The organism is Colwellia sp. E2M01 (assembly GCF_018860585.1).
In the GTDB taxonomy this organism is placed as follows: domain Bacteria; phylum Pseudomonadota; class Gammaproteobacteria; order Enterobacterales; family Alteromonadaceae; genus Colwellia.
This window is the reverse complement of sequence record NZ_JAHKPR010000030.1, coordinates 138,596-157,497: the sequence shown is the minus strand read 5'-3', so window position 1 is coordinate 157,497 and position 18,902 is coordinate 138,596. Positions and strand designations below refer to the sequence as shown.

Sequence of the window (18,902 nt, the reverse complement as noted above, 5' to 3'; positions counted from 1 at the left end):
TTACTGAGCAATTACCTTAGTAGTTCCATTTACTCGTTAAATAATTATGTTTGCGTATTTGTAAAATCACTATATTCTTGAGTTAACGTTTTAACTTACATAACTTCATCGGAAGGCAACTATGTCAAAAGAGCTCCCCAAAAATATATCGCATGAATTAAAAAATGATATCCCACAAGAAGCCTTTGATTGGTACGATGAATACGCTCACGGTGGTATGGACCGTCGAGATTTCATCAAAAAACTAGGAACATTGGTTGCTATTGGTTACTCAATGAGTGTATTAACCAGTGCACTATTACCTAATTATGCTTTAGCTGAGCAAGTATCGTTCAACGATGCTGACATTAAGGCAACTTATGAAACGTTCGACTCCCCTTTAGGTTATGGTAAAGGCCAAGGTTATTTGGTAACACCAACAAACAAGGCAGGAAAGCTGCCTGTGGTTTTAGTCGTTCATGAAAACCGTGGTCTTAATCCTTATATTAAAGATGTTGCCCGTAGATTAGCTAAAGCAGGTTTTATTGCTTTTGCGCCCGATGCTTTATATCCGTTAGGTGGTTACCCGGGTAATGATGATGAAGGCAAAGCCATGCAAAAAAGTATGGATAAATCCAAAATACAACAAGATTTTGTCGCTGCAGCTAAATACTTAAAATCACACGAAAAGAGTAATGGCAAATTAGGCGCTGTTGGTTTCTGTTTTGGTGGTTATATTGTTAACTACTTAGCAGCTGTAGATTCTACTTTAATTAATGCGGGCGCACCTTTTTATGGTACTGCGGCAGTAAAAGAGTTAAGAAAAAATATTAAAGCGCCATTAATGATACAGCTTGGTGAACTTGATGATCGGGTAAATAAAGCGTGGCCTGATTATGAAGAAGACTTAATTGCTTATAAAGTACCGTATCAAATGTATATGTACAAAAATGCTAAACACGGTTTTCATAACGACTCGACTGGCCGTTATGATAAAGACAACGCGGAGCTAGCGTGGAGCAGAACATTAGCTTTTTTCAATAAACATTTAGGCTAATTTTATTCACTAAATAATTATATTTATTATTTATTGCTAGTAGTACTTCACATGACTATTAGCAATAAATGAGTACTCAATAAATGCTTCTAACGGCCAAATAATACTATGGCCGAAAATGATTTATCCTCGCCATTTTTTATCAACTTAATTCAAATTAACTAATTTATAAGATTTTATTGTATTATCCTGCAAAAAACTCACTTAATCCTTGATTTTTTCGGTCAACGTGTCAATGTACGCATTCTGAAAATTTATTCACCTTTTTAAGTCACAATAACTTTTCAACTCACAATTCGATTCAAACAATAATTAAAGGAGTAGCGCTTCAATGTGTTCGATCTTTGGTATATTAGATATAAAAACAGGTGCTGATGCACTTCGTCCTCAAGCGTTAGAATATTCTCGTCTTTTACGTCACCGTGGCCCAGATTGGTCAGGTATTTACAGTAATGACCACGCAATTTTAGTTCATGAACGTTTATCAATTGTTGATACTGAGCACGGCGCTCAACCATTATACAACAACGATGAAACTAACGTTTTAGCGGTAAATGGTGAAATTTATAACCACAAAGCATTAGCTGAAAACTTAAACGTTGATTACGACTTTAAAACTGCATCAGATTGTGAAGTTATTTTACCTTTATATGAAGAATTCGGTGCTGACTTTGTAGATAAACTACAAGGTATGTTCGCTTTTTGTTTATATAATTCAAAAGACAACAGCTATCTTATCGCCCGTGACCATATTGGTATTATTCCTCTGTACACTGGTTATGATGCAGAAGGTAACTTTTACGTTGCTTCAGAAATGAAAGCCTTAATGCCTATTTGTAAAACAGTTGAAGAATTTCCTCCAGGACATATCTTAGATAGTCGTGTTGGTAAAGTAACTAAATACTACAAACGTAACTGGCAAGATTACGCGGCAATTAAAGACAACACGACTAGCACGACTAAAATTCGTGAAGCGTTAGAAGAATCAGTAAAAAGTCACTTAATGACTGATGTACCTTACGGTGTATTATTATCAGGTGGTTTAGATTCATCATTAATTTCTGCTATTACCCAAAAGTTTGCAGCACGTCGTGTTGAAGATAACGACTTAGCTGAAGCTTGGTGGCCTAAAGTTCACTCGTTCGCGTGTGGTTTAGCTGGCTCTCCAGATTTAGTAGCGGCGCAAACCGTTGCTGACAGCATTGGTACAACACATCACAGTGTTATTTTTACCGAGCAAGAAGGTATTGATGCACTTAAAGAAGTTATCTATCACTTAGAAACTTACGATGTAACGACTATTCGTGCATCTACTCCAATGTACTTAATGGCGCGTAAAATTAAAGCTATGGGTATTAAAATGGTACTTTCTGGTGAAGGTGCTGATGAAATTTTTGGTGGTTACTTATACTTCCACAAAGCACCAAACGCGCAAGAATTTCATGAAGAATTGTTACGTAAGTTAGATCGTTTACACAAGTTTGACTGTTTACGTGCAAACAAATCAATGTCTGCTTGGGGTATTGAAGCTCGTGTTCCGTTCTTAGACAAAAACTTCATGGACGTTGCAATGCGCATCAACCCAGCCGATAAAATGTGTGGTAACGGTAAAATGGAAAAAGCTATTTTACGTGAATCGTTTGAAGGTTACTTACCAAAAGAAATTTTATGGCGCCAAAAAGAACAGTTCTCTGATGGTGTTGGCTACTCTTGGATTGACGGCTTAAAAGCGCATGTTGAATCTTTAGTTACTGATCAACAGCTTGAAAATGCACATATTCGTTTCCCAGTTAATACACCTGATAACAAAGAAGGTTATTACTACCGTACAATCTTTGAAGAAAAATACCCATTAGCAACGGCTGCTGATTGTGTTATTGGTGGCAAATCTGTTGCTTGTAGTACAGAAGAAGCGTTAGCTTGGGATGCAAGCTTTAAAGATAATGCAGATCCTTCTGGTCGTGCAGTATTAAGCGTACATAACGAAAGTTACTAATATTATTTACCTACATTAGTAATGCAGGTAAATTGGTAGCATAAATAAAAAACCAGTAGTGAAACTACTGGTTTTTTTGTATTTGAAATAACAAGTTAAATAGTTACAACAACCATTGAACAGCTAAAGTGAAAGCACCTAATCTGAACTCAGTTCAATATCCCTTTAACCTATTGAAATAATTTACAATATCATTTTAGCTTGCACTCTAATTTGATAGTTTCTTTAAGTACCTTGATAAAATAAGCAAGGCAAATTTCGCATCAATAGCTGGTCTTATTGCACTTAATTTTTAATTACCGTTCTAGTTACACCAGTTACCTGTTGTATGCATATCACGTACTATATTTTTATTTTCAGTTAGCCATATATTAATAGCTTCACTGACTGTAAATTGCGAGCCGGTTCCAGGCCAATAATAAGCGCCTTGCTTATCAATACATAAAGCAATATAAATAGGAGTATTATCTACAACCGCTTCTTCACCTTTTTCAACAAACATTTCATAGTTAATTATTTTCTGCTCCGTGCCTCTATAGGTTGCTAATACTTCTGCAGAATAAACATGTTTATCGGTTTCATCATCTTCTTTAATGATTTCAACGTCTGTAATTGTTGCTTTAGCAAGATAATGCACATGCTTAATTGCCTCTTTAAAACCTTCAAGTTCCATGTTTGTAGCATCTGTTGCTGTAGTTATATTTTTTGCAGCGACAGTTGTCGTCGCTATAGATGAGCATGAAAAACATGATAATAAAAGTAATACTAACGTGGTATTTTTCATTATTCTTCACTTCCTGCCATCAAGGCCTTTTTCGTGTAAATAGGTAACGTTTCGCACGACTCATCAAAGTCAGCAGGGACAACAAATGTTGCCCATACGTCTTTACTATATTTTGTCACGTTTACACTATTACTTTGATTGCCGCCTAACATAAAAAGCGAATTACCATCAGCACTTTGACCAACTACAAAGGCTACATGTCCGCCCCCTTTTCTGGTTTTTATACCAATAGCACCGTAAAGTGGTTTATCTATTTCTTTACCAAATGTTGCCCATTCTTTCGCTCTAAAGGCATTTTTAACTGGCTCATAATGATGTTGTTTCATAACCCAAGAAACAAAAGAGCCACACCATGCGTTTACTCCACCTGAATCATCCTTCCCCCAGAATTTAGACGCCTTAAAATAGGATAAAATTCGAGGATTCGCTTTTGTACCAGAGACTTCGCTTTCGCCCAGTTCATTAATCGCTGTTTTCATCCATACGGCATAAGTTGCAGGCATTTTTAAAATAGCCTCTTTCCTAACAGCTAGATGTTCAAGTTTCTCGTTGATTTTACGATGCGTACGCCCGTTAGAATCTATTCTGCCATCAGGACGTAATTGACCAAGCACTTTACTTTGAAACAGTTTAATTGCCGCTATAGTTTTAGAGTTTTCTATACGTGTATTTAACTGCCCGTCAACTTTTATTTTTTCTGTTGGTGGTATCAATGTTAACAGTGAGTTTAAAGCGGTTTGCACGGCTTTAACATCGTTAGGTTTATTGATTCCGCCAAGCCCGACGGATTGGGTGATTTTCAGTGTTGACATCGTGATTTCCTTTTCTTGATTAAAGTTTACATTGCCGTTTAATGGTATGTTTTAACTGTCAGGCATTTCTTATCAAACCTGCTCCGTTTTTTTATAAATCATAACCAACGCTTGTTGATGAAAAGCGTTCGGTTAAATTTCATGTGTATCTGACCCTAATTATCCAAACTATTTTGTAGAGCAGATAAATCAAGAATATTTAGCCGCTATTTTTTTAAGTTCATCTAATAAACCGTTTTTCAACATAGTATTTGGAATATCCCACTCATGAGGGGTCATATTGGCAAGATAGTCTTTTCTATTTCCATTCCAAATATTTAAGCCGGGTAAGTTTTCAGCACAACAATGTATCATGGCGTTTATGCCGATGATTTCTCCATCAAACTCAGCGCTAGTACTACGCTCAAAGGCTGAAAAACCACCTTCATCAGGCTTTTTAAAAAAGCCATTTTCAATTCGGTCAATTATCCAAGGTAATGAGATTAATGGGTATTCCGATTGTGTATACCTTCTTTTTTTATCCATTTTCGAATAAAAATCAGTTGATACCACCAAGTAATTATCCTTTTTAATAAGCAAAGTTGTTTCATCAAAAAACATTTCATAATAAATTTTTAACAAAACTTCTTCATCACTTTTTAGATTATTGTGATCTATTAACCCTAAGGGTTGTTGTATAACATTACTCAATGTCTTTATCCTTTAATAGGGTTTAAATGTATGGTGGTAACATTGTGCATTTCTGCAATAGTCGGAGGATCATTTTCAAGCGTTAAAGTTTCAACTACGCCATGGTTATTTCCTGCATGCCGACATTGAGTCATGCCATCACCAGTAAATTCACTGTTTGCACCAAACTCTGTTCTTAGTGCATGGCGAGCAGAAAATTTTTGTTGTTGCTCTTTATCTAGTGAACTCAAAAATCTTTTTTGATCTTTTTTATTAAACTCATTTAAATCATTTCCCCAATAGTCTTCCATATGCGCCGCATATTGTTTTTGGTAATCGGAATTAAGAACATCACCTATTGCATCATGATACTTTGGTTCTAATTGATTTATTGCAGGCTCTTCTAATTTATCCCAAGTAGGCACAAAAGTATTTTCGCCAAACAAGGCCAAGTCTTCACCGCGATCTACAATATGAAGCACATAATCTTTTTTGGGATCGTAGCCTGTCGCTAATAAGTCAGCAATAATTTGTGGATCACTATCAGCATTTTCTAGCATATCAAAACTTGTTGCCCACAACGCTACTAAACCGTTATCTTTTTGGTAAGCTAACTTAGCATCGCCACCACCATTAACCGGTTGAAAACTAATCAAAAAACGTGACTTACCTACTGAATCACCTTTTGCTTTTGCCACGAGTTCTTTGTCACTATATTTAGCCTTATAACCATTTTTGATGATATTTTCTCGGGCAGCATTTAATCTCTCCTGACATTCTTCTAAAGATTTTGGATCTGAGTTCGGCTCAAGTTTATCCTCTGCAATTAATTGTTCAGCTGTGCCTGAATTAATATGGTCGACCATTTCATCTGCCGTGTAAGGCGAATCAATCAGCTGAGATATCTCAATCAGTTGTTTAGCTAAGTCAGAACTTATATTGTCACTATTATTGATTGCCTCTGCAACTTTTGCTTGCCCTTCTTTACACAACAACCCAAACGGGTCTACCCAATTAACCGGATTAGGCGCATATTGATAATGGTTAACCCCACCCACCAACCCTATCGGGTCTTGGTTGATAAAGCGTTGCTGTTTTGGGCAATAATAGCGAAAACGATTATAATGCAAGTTTGATTCTTCATCAAAATACTGCCCTTGAAAACGTAATGGGTTTTCAATTAAATTAGTGAAGGTATTTTCTTGGCTATTCTCTTTATTACTTTCGTTACTACTGCCTAACTCATAGCCAAACGCATCACTGTCATTGCGCCATACTTGGGTTGCATTGCTATCTGTTAAACAAAGTGGCGTGCCGAGTTGGTCTAGGTGATAGTAGTAAATTTTATCTTGTTTGATTAACGCAATGGGTAAAAACGTATCGGGCTGATAGACAAACCAAGTAAACTTGCCATTTTGGTGTTCACCAATGAGTTGGTTGTTATCCCAAATAAAGTCGATTCTGCCCTGCTCAGTAATTTTGGCACTGCGTCGTCCTAAAGCATCGTATTCGTAATGGGCGAGTTTGCCATTATGGTTGAGCTGTTTTAATTGATTAAGCGCATTGTAAACACGTTGTTGTTTATTACCTTTACCCAATAAAGAGATTTGGTTGCCACAGCTGTCAAAACGATAATCGGTACCTGCAAAACGGTGCAGTTGGTCGTTGATTACGACAATGTCACTTTGACTCGTATCGGTAAGGGCACTTTGTGGATTACCAAAAGCATCCCATTGATATTGTGCTTTCTGCTCGATGTGCTCTGAATGCTCAGCTTTAGTATTTGACTGTTCTTTATCAACAGGTCGTAATACTTCAGCATTATTAAGGTTGCTGTTATTGCTATTGGTGTGATTCGTTTGCTTAACGCTTGTTGAGATTAACTGGCTCAGACTATTATAACGAAAAGTCTTATCTTGCTTTGTTTCAGCTTTCGCTTGAGTGCGAGTTTTGTGCTGCAATGCCGTTAACTGATGTTTATTGTCGTATTGATAGGTACGAATTTCACTAAAAGCAAGGGATTCGTCTGTACGTTGCCATTGCTGGTTTGTTAAACGTGAATAAACATCAAATTGTTGTGTTAGTTCAATGCCATTGCCTAAGCGTTGTTGAGTGTTTAGCCCTGCGTTGTTGTATTGAAAACTGACTAACATTTGTGCCTTGCTTGAAGTGTCATTATCTCTATTAGACACTAAACTAACTTGGCTTAACTGCCCTTGCTCGGTGTATTGATAACACAGTTGATTACCATCAGGTAACTGCACGCTTTGACGTTGACCCAAGTTATTGTAGTTGTAATGAAGCGTCCAATGACCTTCCTCGCTGGTGCTTAATTGACCATTGGCATGATAAGTTAAGTTGACGGTACGCTCGCTGTTATGCGCGCGAACTAATCGCCCTATTTTGTCATACTGAAAATAATTATGCTGATTATGCAGCGCTGTACTTTGGCGTTTAGCTTGCCCTTTACCTTGATTGTTCGCTTTATCTTGCGTTGGTGCTTGGCTCGCACTTTGTTCAATAATTCGCCCTACCTTGTCACGCGTTAAACGAATAAAACGTAAGCCACTGTCATTTACACTGGTAAGTTGGTCGTTCACATCGTATTGGTAGGTTTGTTTTCTACCATCAAAACCGATTAACTCAATCGGCTTTTCAGTAGGGCTGTATCGCAGTTGATATTGTGCGCCATCACTGCGGGTTATTTCGGTTAAGTTACGCTCGTTGTCATAGCCGTAACTTAGCCAACTACCATCAGCAAAGGTTTTTTTACTGGGTTGTGCTAAGCCTTGATATTGGTAAAGGGTAAGCTCGGGTTGACTGTCGGGTTGATTACCTGGTTGATTGTTTTTTAGGTATTTCGTTGCTTGTTGGTCGTCATTTTCTTTTGCTGCGCTTGATTCTAGTTCGCCGGATGCTTGTATACTTAACAGTCGCCCAGCATTGTCATATGAAAACGCTTTAACTGTTTTATCATGAGGTGTCGATTGACCATAACTACATTGTTCACTCACCTGCCCGTTACGATTACGTTTATATTCAGTCACTAAGCCTTGGCTATTAATATCAGCATTTATACGCCCTAGCTTGTCGTAACTAAAACGCGTTAAGTTATTGGCGACTTGTTTGGCTAATAACTCACCATCAACACTCCAATGATATTGTGTTTTTATGCCTTGAAGGTCAGTTTCACTGTCAAGTTTACCTTGCTCGGTATAGCGATAGCTGTGTTTTCTGCCATCAGGGGTGATGATAGCGAGTAAGCGACCGGTGGCATCGTAATGGCGTTTGTGTTGTCGGCCAAGCGCATCAATGGTAGTGATGCGTTTACCCAAGTTATTGTAATGATAGTGGGTTTTATTGCCCAACGCATCGGTTTGACTACATAACTGACCTTGTTCATTGTAGTCAAATGCTGTACTACCTCCTTGTGGGTCGGTAACTTTAACCTTACGTCCTAAGTCGTCATAGTCGGTAACCGTAGTGTCACCATTATTATTGGTATATTCTGTTAACAAGCCTTGTGCATTATGAACAAAACGCTCGGTATGACCAAAGCTATCGGTTGAAGTACTTATTTTTTCATTTGTTGCTGCTTTATTTTGAAATGTAAAGCGATAATGATAAGTATCGTTATCGCCCCATTGTTCAATACATTGTCCTTTAGCGCCTTCTCCTTGCCATAAAAAGTGATGGCTAAACCCCGAGGCACGGGTTCTGCGGGCAAGCAATAAGTCTTGACGATAAAGGTAATGCTCTGTGTTTTGCTCACTATTAGTCGCGCTAACCATAGCTTGTGCGTCATTGTATTGATAATGCGCTAATAACGGTGATTGGAGAACTTTTTTGTTATTTTCATCTAGCCGGTAAGCGGCAATTTTAGTCACATTGTTTTGTTGATTATATTGCAGCGCGATACCCCGTTTAGGGCTGTTAGATAACCGCACTAAACGCTGTTGGTCGTCATAATGTAGGGTAATACTTTGCCCTAAGTGATTGCTGATATTGTCTAATAACCAAACGTGCGTTTGTTGTTTTTGCTTTTTCCCTGCTTTGTCCTTAATCAAGATAGGCTGTTTTATAAAGGTCCAATGGCTATCATCAGGTTTAATTAATACCTGCTTACCATCAACTTGATGGAACAGTGCTAAACCTGATGATGTTTGATAGCTGGTTTGCCCAGGTTTAACTTGGTCAAACACGTGCACGGCACCTTCTTCATCAATTAATTCAAACCAATGCTTACCTGCCTGTACAGGGCCAACTTTCGGTGGTGCTTGATAACAAGACAGCAATTGTGCACTATAACCATGTCGCCATCCGTAACCTAACCCCACGTTGTTATTTATTTTACTTGAGCGGTAAAGGCGTCGCCACGTAATAGGCACTAAGCCATGATAGGTAAAATCGTCTAACGGTAGTATTTCTTCACCACTAAGCAGTGAAACAGGATCACTTCGACATGCTTGCTCGCTTATAGGGACTTCAGTCGGTGTATTGTTGCTAACACTTCCACTTTGTGCTGCATTGGCGCCCTGTTTACCTTGATTACTGGGTTTTACCTCAGGTTGCTTGACGCTACTACTCGCACTGGCTTTAGGACCAGCCTCCTCTGTTGAATAATGTAGAGGCGATTGAGGATTTTCAGTATACACATGAACTAATTCACGACGAATTGCTTCACATAATCTGGGCGCAACTTGCCTTGCTTGTTGTGTGACAATAATACTAACTTGCTTAAGTAAACCACAGGCTTGTGCCAGCGCATTAACATCTTTAGCTAAGTGGGGTGATATTTCGTCTACCAATGCTTGAGCTTGGTTACCCCCTTCAGAAGCTAAACTATAGCCACTTGGTGCTCCAGCACTACGAGGCAATACGACAATACGTCGGTTTCTGCCTTTAAATTGAAAATACTGCACGCTCATCCTATTAAAACCTTATTTGTCCGTAAATTTGCTTCAGCCTACCTGATACACTATTCATCATGATTTATTCATGACCTTCACTATCATATGAATATAAAACAGCGCCTTGATAAAGTGAGTTAGACACTTCAAGCTGTAGTGTATTTCCTTGTATAAACTTATTTTCGTAGCTGCTTGCTATATGTAAAAAATTATATAAGCCAGTAACGCACCCGATCTCCCCGGTAAATAGACCGCTTTGACAAATTTTTGTATTGCCATCAACAGCCTCTGCCAATTGAAAGTAGGCTTCTAACCAAGAACTTTGTAATGTTTCATCACCATTGCCAGGTAAATATAAGTGAGACAATGTTATCGGACTGCTTTGTTGTTTTTTTTCTTGAATACTCAATTTAGAGTCAATTAATGCAGTAATACTTTCAGAAAACAACTGCTTTATACTCAAGTCTCTTTGTTTACTGGGCGCTACATTATTTTGAATAAAGTCAATTGAGATGCCTTTATCCGCTTGTGATATTTGCGTAATAATTGCGCCTTCTGAGGGGATAATACCTTGCTCACTAATGTTAGAAACCAAAATATTATCAGCAAACAACTGAGGAATTTCATGCCATAAACTGTCAACACTAATTAACGTGATAGTGTTAGCTTGACCTGCTTCTAATAACGCTTTAGCGCTAGTTAAGGCAATAGGAAATGACGATCGCCCGAAAGGAAATAATTGGCTTTGTGGGTGACTAAATAATTCTGGTAAAGCTTGTTGCAATGCTTTAGCAAAATCAGCAAATGTATGTTGATTATTAATATCTTTTGGATTGCTATCATCGACATAAGACTCAACGAATTCAGGTAATAACCAAAATACGGGAGCATCAACAGGCACTTTTTCGCCTGTTTGCTCAATTTGTACAAATAATTCTTCAATTAATTGAAGGCACCGTGAGGTCTTATCATTCGTAACCAACCCTTGATGAGCATTATTATCACTTGAGCGACTCTTAGGTAATGAGCAAAAATAACTTACGTAGTCAGCATTGTTAACAGTAATTAACGTTTCTTCAGGCGGTAGTCGCGGTAAGTTTATCGCTTGTGCTGTTGTTGATTTAGCACCAATAAGTACATGGCTATTATGCAATTTAATTTTCATTAATTTACTTCCAGCGCATGTGCATTATAACAATAAACGGTAGCACCCGCTTGTTGTTGATACAGCGTTGCCACATAACGATGCCATTGGCTTCCTGATATCGCCACATGCTCTGCGGTTTGTATTGATAATTCTATACCATTTAATAAACGTTTATTGTCCTGCTGTTCAAACGTAAAGCCTATACTTGGCATTCCTTGTTGCCACGCATTAAGTATTTTAGCTCCGTAATATTGTAAATCTTTTTGTCGCTGCTCTATATCGTTATTAAATTGAATAGTCAGTGGAATTAATTTGTCTAACTTACTACCAAGAATTATACGTAGTGCCTGATGTGCCGCTGAAACAAAAGGAGCTTGTTGTAAATATTGAGCAAGAAATGGGATAAATTTAATATAGCCGCTAAGTGCCATGGCATGAATGATATAAGGGATAAAAGCATTATCAACACTAAGAAGATTTACTACTTGAGTCACTTCATGTTCATTAAGTGACGTAATAAATACATCAAAGAGGTAACTATTAAGATACTCTTGCTGAATAAACTCAGTGGTAATTCTGTGCACATCGGATTTATTATCTGATAACACATCAATAGTTAACCAGTTTATTGCCGATAATGATTCTGCAAACACTATTCTACTGTCATAATTCTTATATTCAGGTAATGCTGCACTTAAGTAAGTCATTAATTTTTTACTGTAATATAGTGTAAATAACGCTTTTTGTATAAACACCTGTTGTTGATATTTTTCATTTGCTTTATCTGTAGACACATCAGAAATTGGTAATGTAAATTCATTAATAAAATCGATGGTAAAAATCAAGTTATTGCCCAGTAATTTTGCCACCGTTAATGATAGTGACGGTAAGTAGGCTTGTTCACTTGTTAACATTATGGTCAGTAATTCGCTCTGTAATTGTGGTTGAATTATTAATTTTAACGCGACAACAAGGGCAAGCTCATGCTCGTTATATTGGTCTTTGCTCTGATATTTAGCCTGAAGGTGATCGGTAATTTGCGTGCTATTTTGCGCGCTAAGAATACATTGGTTGTTATTTTGGGCATGGATCAAATGAGCAAGTGTTACTAGCTTTTGCGTGTTATCAACAAAACTTTCTTTATAACAGCAGAAATTAAAGCTCAATACTTTTCGTTGGGCTATTAATTGCGTAAATTGAACGGTGAGCTTATCCATAAGTTGATTTTCAAACAAAGAAAACCCACTTCAGATAAGTGTATTTCTTTGAAACCCCTATTATATTCTTTTTATACTATTGTTTTAGTTCTGATTAACTTACCCAATTAACACTGTAGGGTTACCAGCAACAATTGTTCCACCATGGGCGGTACCATCACCTAACCGAGCGGCAGGTTTACCATTTATTTTTACTGAGGCTGAGCCTGCATTAATTGTATCTGGTGGTCCTACGCAAACAAGTTTATCGCCTTTTCTTGCTGCGGGTAAACTTCCAATTAATACGTTAGGAGAGCCAACCACTATTGGCCCACCCACATGAGGAATTGGCGGTGTTCCCGGATTTACCTTAGGGCAAACGTGCATATGTGTAACCGTAGCTGCGGGCATTCCCATGTTAATTACCTTTAATTAATTTTGATATAAAATAGATATATTAATAAAACTAATACTTTTTAATTGTGTTTTGTATAGTACTTTAAGAAAGTACGTAATTTAGTATAAGAGCTGTACACGTCTTTTTATTCATACAATGGTATAAACAATAAATTTCCAATTGATAATTCATGAGCAATCCATTTTATAGATTTTGAGATACTCTGCGTCTCATGTTGGTATTCATCGCGTGACAAATAATAAAACAACTGATTTATTATATTTTGTTCATTTTTCCATGGATGCAAGTTTTGTAAAAATTGCTCTCCATAAGTCGTACTCACTAAAAATTCTTTTAATGGCGCTTTTAATAACGGATCATCTGGCTTGTCTTCGGGTCGACAAGCTAAATAATGATAACCAAATTGGCATATGACATAATGGCCTTTACAAAATTGCCCAGCACGCCCCACATTAGGGTAATTAAAAGCGGCCTTCATTAATTCAACTTAATTTGCGGAGCTTGCATAGTAATGCCTGTACCATTGACTTTAATATCGGTACCTTTAACTTTTATATTTGTACCTTGAATGGTAATAGAGCCATCACTGCTCATTTTTATTGACGCACTGCCCGTTTTAAATTCTATTTCACTTCCTGCGGTAACTTGAAGAATTTTACCAACATTTAACGTGTCATTATTGGCTATCTCGGTTAATCGGTCATTGTCGATAGTGTCTTTTTGATCATTTTTAACTTTAAGTTCATGATCTTTTTCTGCTTGAAAAAATAAAAGTTCTTTGCCTTTATCATCTTCAAAACGTACTTCATTAAAGTTATCTGCGCCACCATTTTTAGTACTATGCGATTTAATACCACTTTGAGTTTTTTTAGCGGGTAACGCATAAGGAGGCATTAAATCAGCATTGTAAATAGCACCACTAATAATAGGCTGATCAGGGTCGCCATTGATAAACTCAACTAAAACTTCTTGACCTACACGTGGAAAGAAAAAAGCCCCCCACTTATTACCTGCCCAGTTTTGTGCTACACGGATCCAACACGAACTTTTACTGTCATAGGTACCTTCACGATCCCAGTGAAATTGCACTTTTACTCGGCCATATTTGTCAATATGTTGTTCATCACCAGGGTCGCCCGTAACAACCGCTGTTTGAACACCGTTAATTAATGGCTTATTAAGAGATACTGTTGGTCTGTAGGCTGTATCTTTAGGAACACATTCAAAATCATTGGTAAAAACGTTTTCTGAATCTGATTGATTAGCGCCGGATTGGTTAGGCTGTGTTGCACTGGTTCTAATGGCGGTTAATAAGAAGCTTTTACCTTTATAGCTACTGTCTTCGTGATCTTCAAAGGTAAATGTTTTACCGATACTAAAGCTACGACAATCGCTTTGACCTGAGCATTTATGCATATCTTTTTGTAATGCTTCAAGCTGGATATTTGCGTAAGGTTGTGGGCGCTTATTAAATTCTGATTCACCCATGTAGTCAAAAATTTCTAAACCACCTTGTGCAGGTAAACTTGCAGTTACTTTGTTACCACTTGGAAAGAGTTTGGGTTGTTCAAAGTCATAACCTTTTTGTTGATAGGCTCCGCTGACCATGCTCAGGCCACCTTGCCAATGAGATACATGTGGTTTTGCTAGGTGCCCTGAAAAACAACGTACTTTTGCTTCGGCACATTTTTTATAAGCTGTTATATCATCTGCTAACACTAATGTGTGTTCACTACTACTGTGTTCGAAAAAGTAGAAAATCCCTTCTTGTTGTAACAAGCGGGTGACAAAGTCTAAATCAGATTCTTGATATTGTACGCAGTATTCATACTTAGGATAACTTTTAGTCGTTTTATCTTGAAAGGCTACATTGTGTTGACCAAAAAGATCTGCCACGATGTCAGTTACTGATAAGTTTTGATAAATACGACAATTACTTCTTTTTTTCATAAATGCCGCGGTAGGTACTATTATAGCTTGATAATCTATATAATCTTCGACATCGTCTGTAGCTGCTGTTCTCATCCCTGTTGATTCTAGGTGACTAATAACACCATGGTAATAACGAATGGCCCCACCACTTTCAGCATTTCTTAACGAAACACATACACTTTTACCCACTAAGCCATCAAGTGAAATTGTTGTACCTATAGTAAACATTGATACTGTAAATGAATATAGTTGTGAAATTCCCTCTGTGGCACTTAAATGTGTTAAATATAGGGTATCTTTACCTAAAGGAGTAGAGATAGAGATAATATTATTTTTCTGAGTAGCTTTTTGCATTCCTTGCCTCAATGTTGAAAAAAGCCTTAAGGGAATAATCCCTTAAGGCTTAGGTAACAAAAAAATTACATTTGTTGACCTTTAACACCACTGTAGCCGTATCTAAGCGCAGCAGTAATGTTATTTTTATCATCTGTTGGAGTAACAGCCATCATCATTTCAGTGTAGCTAATTGTGATAGTTTCAACTGGACGATCACCTTGAATTGAAACACTGTAGCTAGAAATCATGGCATCAGTTAATTCGATTTGCATAATTTCTTCAATTTTATCACCTTGTTTAGTGATGTAGAAGATTGCTTTTTTACCTTTACCGATAGTCGCTTCTTCAAATAAATACGTAGACGCATTATCTTGAAGTTTAGTGATTGTTACATCACCAAGACGTGTTGCGCTAGCTTCACGATCTTGTGCAGTACCAGTATATGAAGAAAGTTCACGGCTAACATTCCAATCAACAGAAAGTACAGTAATTTTATCTTTGTATCCCTCAGCCGTTGTTTCGCCTTTAATTCCTTCGTAGTCCAAATATGTATTTGCTTGCATTATTAATGCTCCTTGTGCATGTATTTTATCCATTAGTGGATAGGCTATTTAATTTAAACAAAAGTTAAATTAAACTTTATAGAATATAAAAATCTACATTCTATTTTATAAATAAACTTAGTTATTATAGATTTACAACCTACAATAAATTTATTTATAAAATATTTATATAATGTTTACACAAGTAAACATATGGTAAATAAAAGGTAAACAAAGAGAAATCGAGTAGTATTATACTCAAAAAAAAGAAGCGTGCAACCCTCAAAAAAAACAAAATAAAACAAACTAAAACAAAATAAAAAAACTTTAATTCAATGAGTTAAGAAAAGTACCCTCCCCTTGAATTCACGGAAGGTACTTTACCCGAAGCACTTAAATATATAGTTTTCTAATTGTTAAGTCTTATATCATGACAATTTAATTAAGACGTCCTAAACTTTGTATGTAAACTCATCTTCCTTAACATTGATATTGACATTAGTAGTCTTTTTGTTAGTAGTCATTTTATTCAAAATTTTAATCGACAATTCAGGCAACATAGTATTTTGCAAAATGTTATGAATATTACGCGCACCTGAGCCTGCATCTTGACATAGTGATACTATTTTTTTAACGACATCGTCACTGTAGCTAAATTTAGCTTGATGATGATCGCTCAATCTTACGCCAATTCTTGCTAATTGAAGTTTTGTTATCTCATTTAACATGTCGTCAGATAACGGAATATAAGGCACAACATTAATACGCCCTAAAAATGCGGGTTTAAAATAGGTTAATAAGTCATCTTGCAGCGCTCTACGTAACCCTGTAATTGATGGTGCTGTATTCTCATCTTCAAATAACTCCATGGTTGTATCTGTACCTGCATTCGAGGTCATAATGATAATGGTATTCTTAAAGTCTATATCTCTCCCTTCACCATCTTTAATCGTTCCTTTATCAAACACTTGGTAAAAAATATCTTGTACACCTGGATGTGCTTTTTCCATTTCATCAAGAAGAATAACACTGTAAGGTTTACGTCTTACTGCTTCAGTTAAAACACCACCTTCACCATAACCAACATAGCCAGGAGGTGAACCTAGTAGTAAAGACACTTTATGTTCTTCTTTAAATTCTGACATGTTAATTACAGTAATGTTTTCTTCACTGCCATACACTTGTTCAGCAAGGGTTAACGCTGTTTCTGTTTTACCGACACCGCTTGGCCCCGCAAGTAAAAATACACCTATAGGACGCTTTTCATCCCCTAGTTGTGCTCTGGATATCTGTACTGTTTTTGCAATAAGCTCTAAGGCATGCGATTGACCGATAACTCGTTGTTCCATAGTCTCTTTTAGCGACAAAATCATATCAATTTCATCATTTTGCATTTTACCAACAGGTATACCTGTCCAATCAGAGATAACTTTAGCAACAAGTTGATCATCTACCTGCCAATGCACCATAGGTTTAAGGTTCAGAGATAGTTCAGCCTTTAATTTATTTAATTCGGCTAACTTAATATCGTAATCTTCAACATCATCTTGTTGTAATTCTGTCACCAAGGTTGCAACACTCTTCACAAGCTCTAGTTCGTTTTGCCATTGTTCTATTAATGGTAGTAATGCTTTTTGAGTTTCTTTTAAGGTTTTATTAAGCGCGGTTAATGCTTTTTTATGATCTGCACCTGTTTTTACTTCACGCTTTAACAAATTAATTTGTGCTTCAATTTGTTGTTCAGTACGTTGTAAGTTTTCTACTGCTCCTGGCGTAGAGCCTTGACTCATAGCAACTCGTGCACAAGCAGTATCAAGTAAGCTGACGGCTTTGTCAGGTAATTGACGTCCGGTAATATAACGATGAGATAAGTTAACAGAAGCTTGTAGCGCTTGGTCAGATATAATGATTTTATGATGACTTTCCATCACAGGTAATAACCCACGCATCATTACAATGGCTTGTTCTTCAGAAGGCTCTTCAATTTTCACTACTTGAAAACGACGCGTTAATGCAGCATCTTTTTCAAAATATTTTTTATATTCAGCCCAGGTCGTTGCGGCTATCATTCTTAATTCACCACGAGCTAAAGCTGGTTTTAGCAAATTGGCCGCGTCATTTTGACCTGCTTGTCCTCCGCTACCAATCATAGTGTGCGCTTCATCAATAAATAAAATTATCGGATGAATTGAGTTTTTAACTTCACTAATAAGTGATTTTAGGCGGTTTTCAAACTCACCTTTCATACCCGCACCGGCCTGTAGTAATGCGAGATCCAGTACATGAAGACTCACATCTTTAAGGGCTTGAGGTACGTCTTTCTTAGCAATTTTTAACGCTAATCCTTCAACAACTGCCGTTTTACCAACACCTGCCTCACCTGTTAAAATAGGGTTGTTTTGTCGGCGGCGTGTCAAAATATCAATCATTTGTCTGATTTCATTATCACGCCCCAAAATAGGATCTATTTTGCCCGATTTAGCGTCCGCTGTTAAATCTTGCGTGTATTGATCTAAACTTGGGGTTTTACTTGTTTTTGTACCCGTTGACGGAGTTGCTGGCTGTTGTTCACCTGACGATTCAGCTGATTGGGCTGACAGTTGTGGCCATGCATGAAGCAATTGTCCTGCATCGACTTTAAAAAGTTCTTTAGCAGAACGAGAAATAAGCGTACTTAATGAATCATTATTTAATAACGTATAAATAATATAAGCCGAGCGTATTTGGTTGTCATTAAATTCTATAGTGGTATTAAGCCATGTTTGGCTTAATAAATTAACAATATGAGGAGATAAGCTAGGTGATGCACTGTTACCTGTTTTTAGCTTTTCTAAACCTTGTTGTAATTCATGAATTAATGTTGCACGTTCTACAGAAAAACTTGCCATAATTAATCGTAAATCATCAGACTCTTTTTCTAATAAAGCAAGTAACCAATGTTCTATTTCAACAGTAAACTGACTTCTGCTGTGGCATATACTTGCGGCTGATTCTAATGACTCTCGACAGCTTGGAGTTAGTTTTTCTACTAGTTTATTTAAAGTCATTGCTGACATAATTATTAGTCCCTTATTATTTATTTACAGTTTCTTTGTGTTCAAACCTTTATAGCGCATGAGCATAT

Annotated in this window: 13 protein-coding genes; 2 read left to right on the top strand and 11 right to left on the bottom strand. The window is 37.0% G+C overall.

From position 1 onward, the window contains the following. Window positions 1-121 precede the first annotated feature (121 nt). Window positions 122-1,036, top strand: a complete 915-nt coding sequence (locus KO502_RS07330; protein WP_216021922.1) for a dienelactone hydrolase family protein — start codon at window positions 122-124, stop codon at window positions 1,034-1,036. A 331-nt stretch (window positions 1,037-1,367) separates the two neighbouring features. Beyond that, window positions 1,368-3,032, top strand: coding sequence for an asparagine synthase B (gene asnB, locus KO502_RS07325; RefSeq protein WP_216021921.1), 1,665 nt, complete (start codon window positions 1,368-1,370; stop codon window positions 3,030-3,032). Window positions 3,033-3,336: 304 nt separating this feature from the next. Here the strand turns inward: asnB and KO502_RS07320 are convergent, their stop codons facing one another. From KO502_RS07320 to tssH, 11 genes are all read right to left on the bottom strand, one after another. Next, the gene (locus tag KO502_RS07320; protein WP_216021920.1) at window positions 3,337-3,816 is read right to left on the bottom strand and encodes a hypothetical protein; all 480 of its coding nucleotides are present in this window, start codon (window positions 3,814-3,816) and stop codon (window positions 3,337-3,339) included. Then, window positions 3,816-4,628: a TIGR02594 family protein gene (locus KO502_RS07315; protein ID WP_216021919.1), complete on the bottom strand. Its 813-nt coding sequence runs from the start codon at window positions 4,626-4,628 to the stop codon at window positions 3,816-3,818. Before KO502_RS07315 ends, KO502_RS07320 begins: the two co-directional genes overlap by 1 nt. Before the next feature lie 189 nt (window positions 4,629-4,817). Beyond that, window positions 4,818-5,318: a hypothetical protein gene (locus tag KO502_RS07310; protein ID WP_216021918.1), complete on the bottom strand. Its 501-nt coding sequence runs from the start codon at window positions 5,316-5,318 to the stop codon at window positions 4,818-4,820. A gap of 5 nt (window positions 5,319-5,323) precedes the next feature. Continuing rightward, a complete protein-coding gene (locus tag KO502_RS07305) occupies window positions 5,324-10,219 on the bottom strand; it encodes an RHS repeat-associated core domain-containing protein (RefSeq protein ID WP_216021917.1) in 4,896 nt (1,631 codons plus the stop codon). Between the two features lie 70 nt (window positions 10,220-10,289). Beyond that, window positions 10,290-11,372 (bottom strand): hypothetical protein, encoded by a 1,083-nt coding sequence (locus tag KO502_RS07300; protein ID WP_216021916.1) that lies wholly within the window; start codon window positions 11,370-11,372, stop codon window positions 10,290-10,292. Then, window positions 11,372-12,571 (bottom strand): hypothetical protein, encoded by a 1,200-nt coding sequence (locus KO502_RS07295; RefSeq protein ID WP_216021915.1) that lies wholly within the window; start codon window positions 12,569-12,571, stop codon window positions 11,372-11,374. The genes KO502_RS07300 and KO502_RS07295 overlap by 1 nt, the downstream gene beginning before the upstream one ends. Before the next feature lie 99 nt (window positions 12,572-12,670). After that, window positions 12,671-12,967: a PAAR domain-containing protein gene (locus KO502_RS07290; protein WP_216021914.1), complete on the bottom strand. Its 297-nt coding sequence runs from the start codon at window positions 12,965-12,967 to the stop codon at window positions 12,671-12,673. A 125-nt stretch (window positions 12,968-13,092) separates the two neighbouring features. After that, window positions 13,093-13,446: a hypothetical protein gene (locus tag KO502_RS07285; RefSeq protein ID WP_216021913.1), complete on the bottom strand. Its 354-nt coding sequence runs from the start codon at window positions 13,444-13,446 to the stop codon at window positions 13,093-13,095. Continuing rightward, a complete protein-coding gene (tssI, locus tag KO502_RS07280) occupies window positions 13,446-15,254 on the bottom strand; it encodes a type VI secretion system tip protein TssI/VgrG (RefSeq protein WP_216021912.1) in 1,809 nt (602 codons plus the stop codon). The genes KO502_RS07285 and tssI overlap by 1 nt, the downstream gene beginning before the upstream one ends. Window positions 15,255-15,319: 65 nt before the next feature. Continuing rightward, the gene (locus KO502_RS07275) at window positions 15,320-15,799 is read right to left on the bottom strand and encodes a type VI secretion system tube protein Hcp (protein ID WP_216021911.1); all 480 of its coding nucleotides are present in this window, start codon (window positions 15,797-15,799) and stop codon (window positions 15,320-15,322) included. Between the two features lie 431 nt (window positions 15,800-16,230). Next, on the bottom strand, window positions 16,231-18,834 hold the full coding sequence (gene tssH / locus KO502_RS07270) for a type VI secretion system ATPase TssH (RefSeq protein ID WP_216021910.1): 2,604 nt from the start codon (window positions 18,832-18,834) through the stop codon (window positions 16,231-16,233). Between the last annotated feature and the right edge of the window lie 68 nt (window positions 18,835-18,902).

Bases quoted from the DNA above. Each gene is read 5' to 3' on its own strand.
- asnB (WP_216021921.1), top strand. From the start codon at position 1,368: ATGTGTTCGATCTTTGGTATATTAGATATAAAAACAGGTGCTGATGCA.
- KO502_RS07275 (WP_216021911.1), bottom strand. From the start codon at position 15,799: ATGCAAGCAAATACATATTTGGACTACGAAGGAATTAAAGGCGAAACA.
- KO502_RS07285 (WP_216021913.1), bottom strand. From the start codon at position 13,446: ATGAAGGCCGCTTTTAATTACCCTAATGTGGGGCGTGCTGGGCAATTT.
- KO502_RS07320 (WP_216021920.1), bottom strand. From the start codon at position 3,816: ATGAAAAATACCACGTTAGTATTACTTTTATTATCATGTTTTTCATGC.
- KO502_RS07330 (WP_216021922.1), top strand. From the start codon at position 122: ATGTCAAAAGAGCTCCCCAAAAATATATCGCATGAATTAAAAAATGAT.
- tssI (WP_216021912.1), bottom strand. From the start codon at position 15,254: ATGCAAAAAGCTACTCAGAAAAATAATATTATCTCTATCTCTACTCCT.
- KO502_RS07290 (WP_216021914.1), bottom strand. From the start codon at position 12,967: ATGGGAATGCCCGCAGCTACGGTTACACATATGCACGTTTGCCCTAAG.
- KO502_RS07300 (WP_216021916.1), bottom strand. From the start codon at position 11,372: ATGAAAATTAAATTGCATAATAGCCATGTACTTATTGGTGCTAAATCA.
- KO502_RS07295 (WP_216021915.1), bottom strand. From the start codon at position 12,571: ATGGATAAGCTCACCGTTCAATTTACGCAATTAATAGCCCAACGAAAA.
- KO502_RS07315 (WP_216021919.1), bottom strand. From the start codon at position 4,628: ATGTCAACACTGAAAATCACCCAATCCGTCGGGCTTGGCGGAATCAAT.
- tssH (WP_216021910.1), bottom strand. From the start codon at position 18,834: ATGTCAGCAATGACTTTAAATAAACTAGTAGAAAAACTAACTCCAAGC.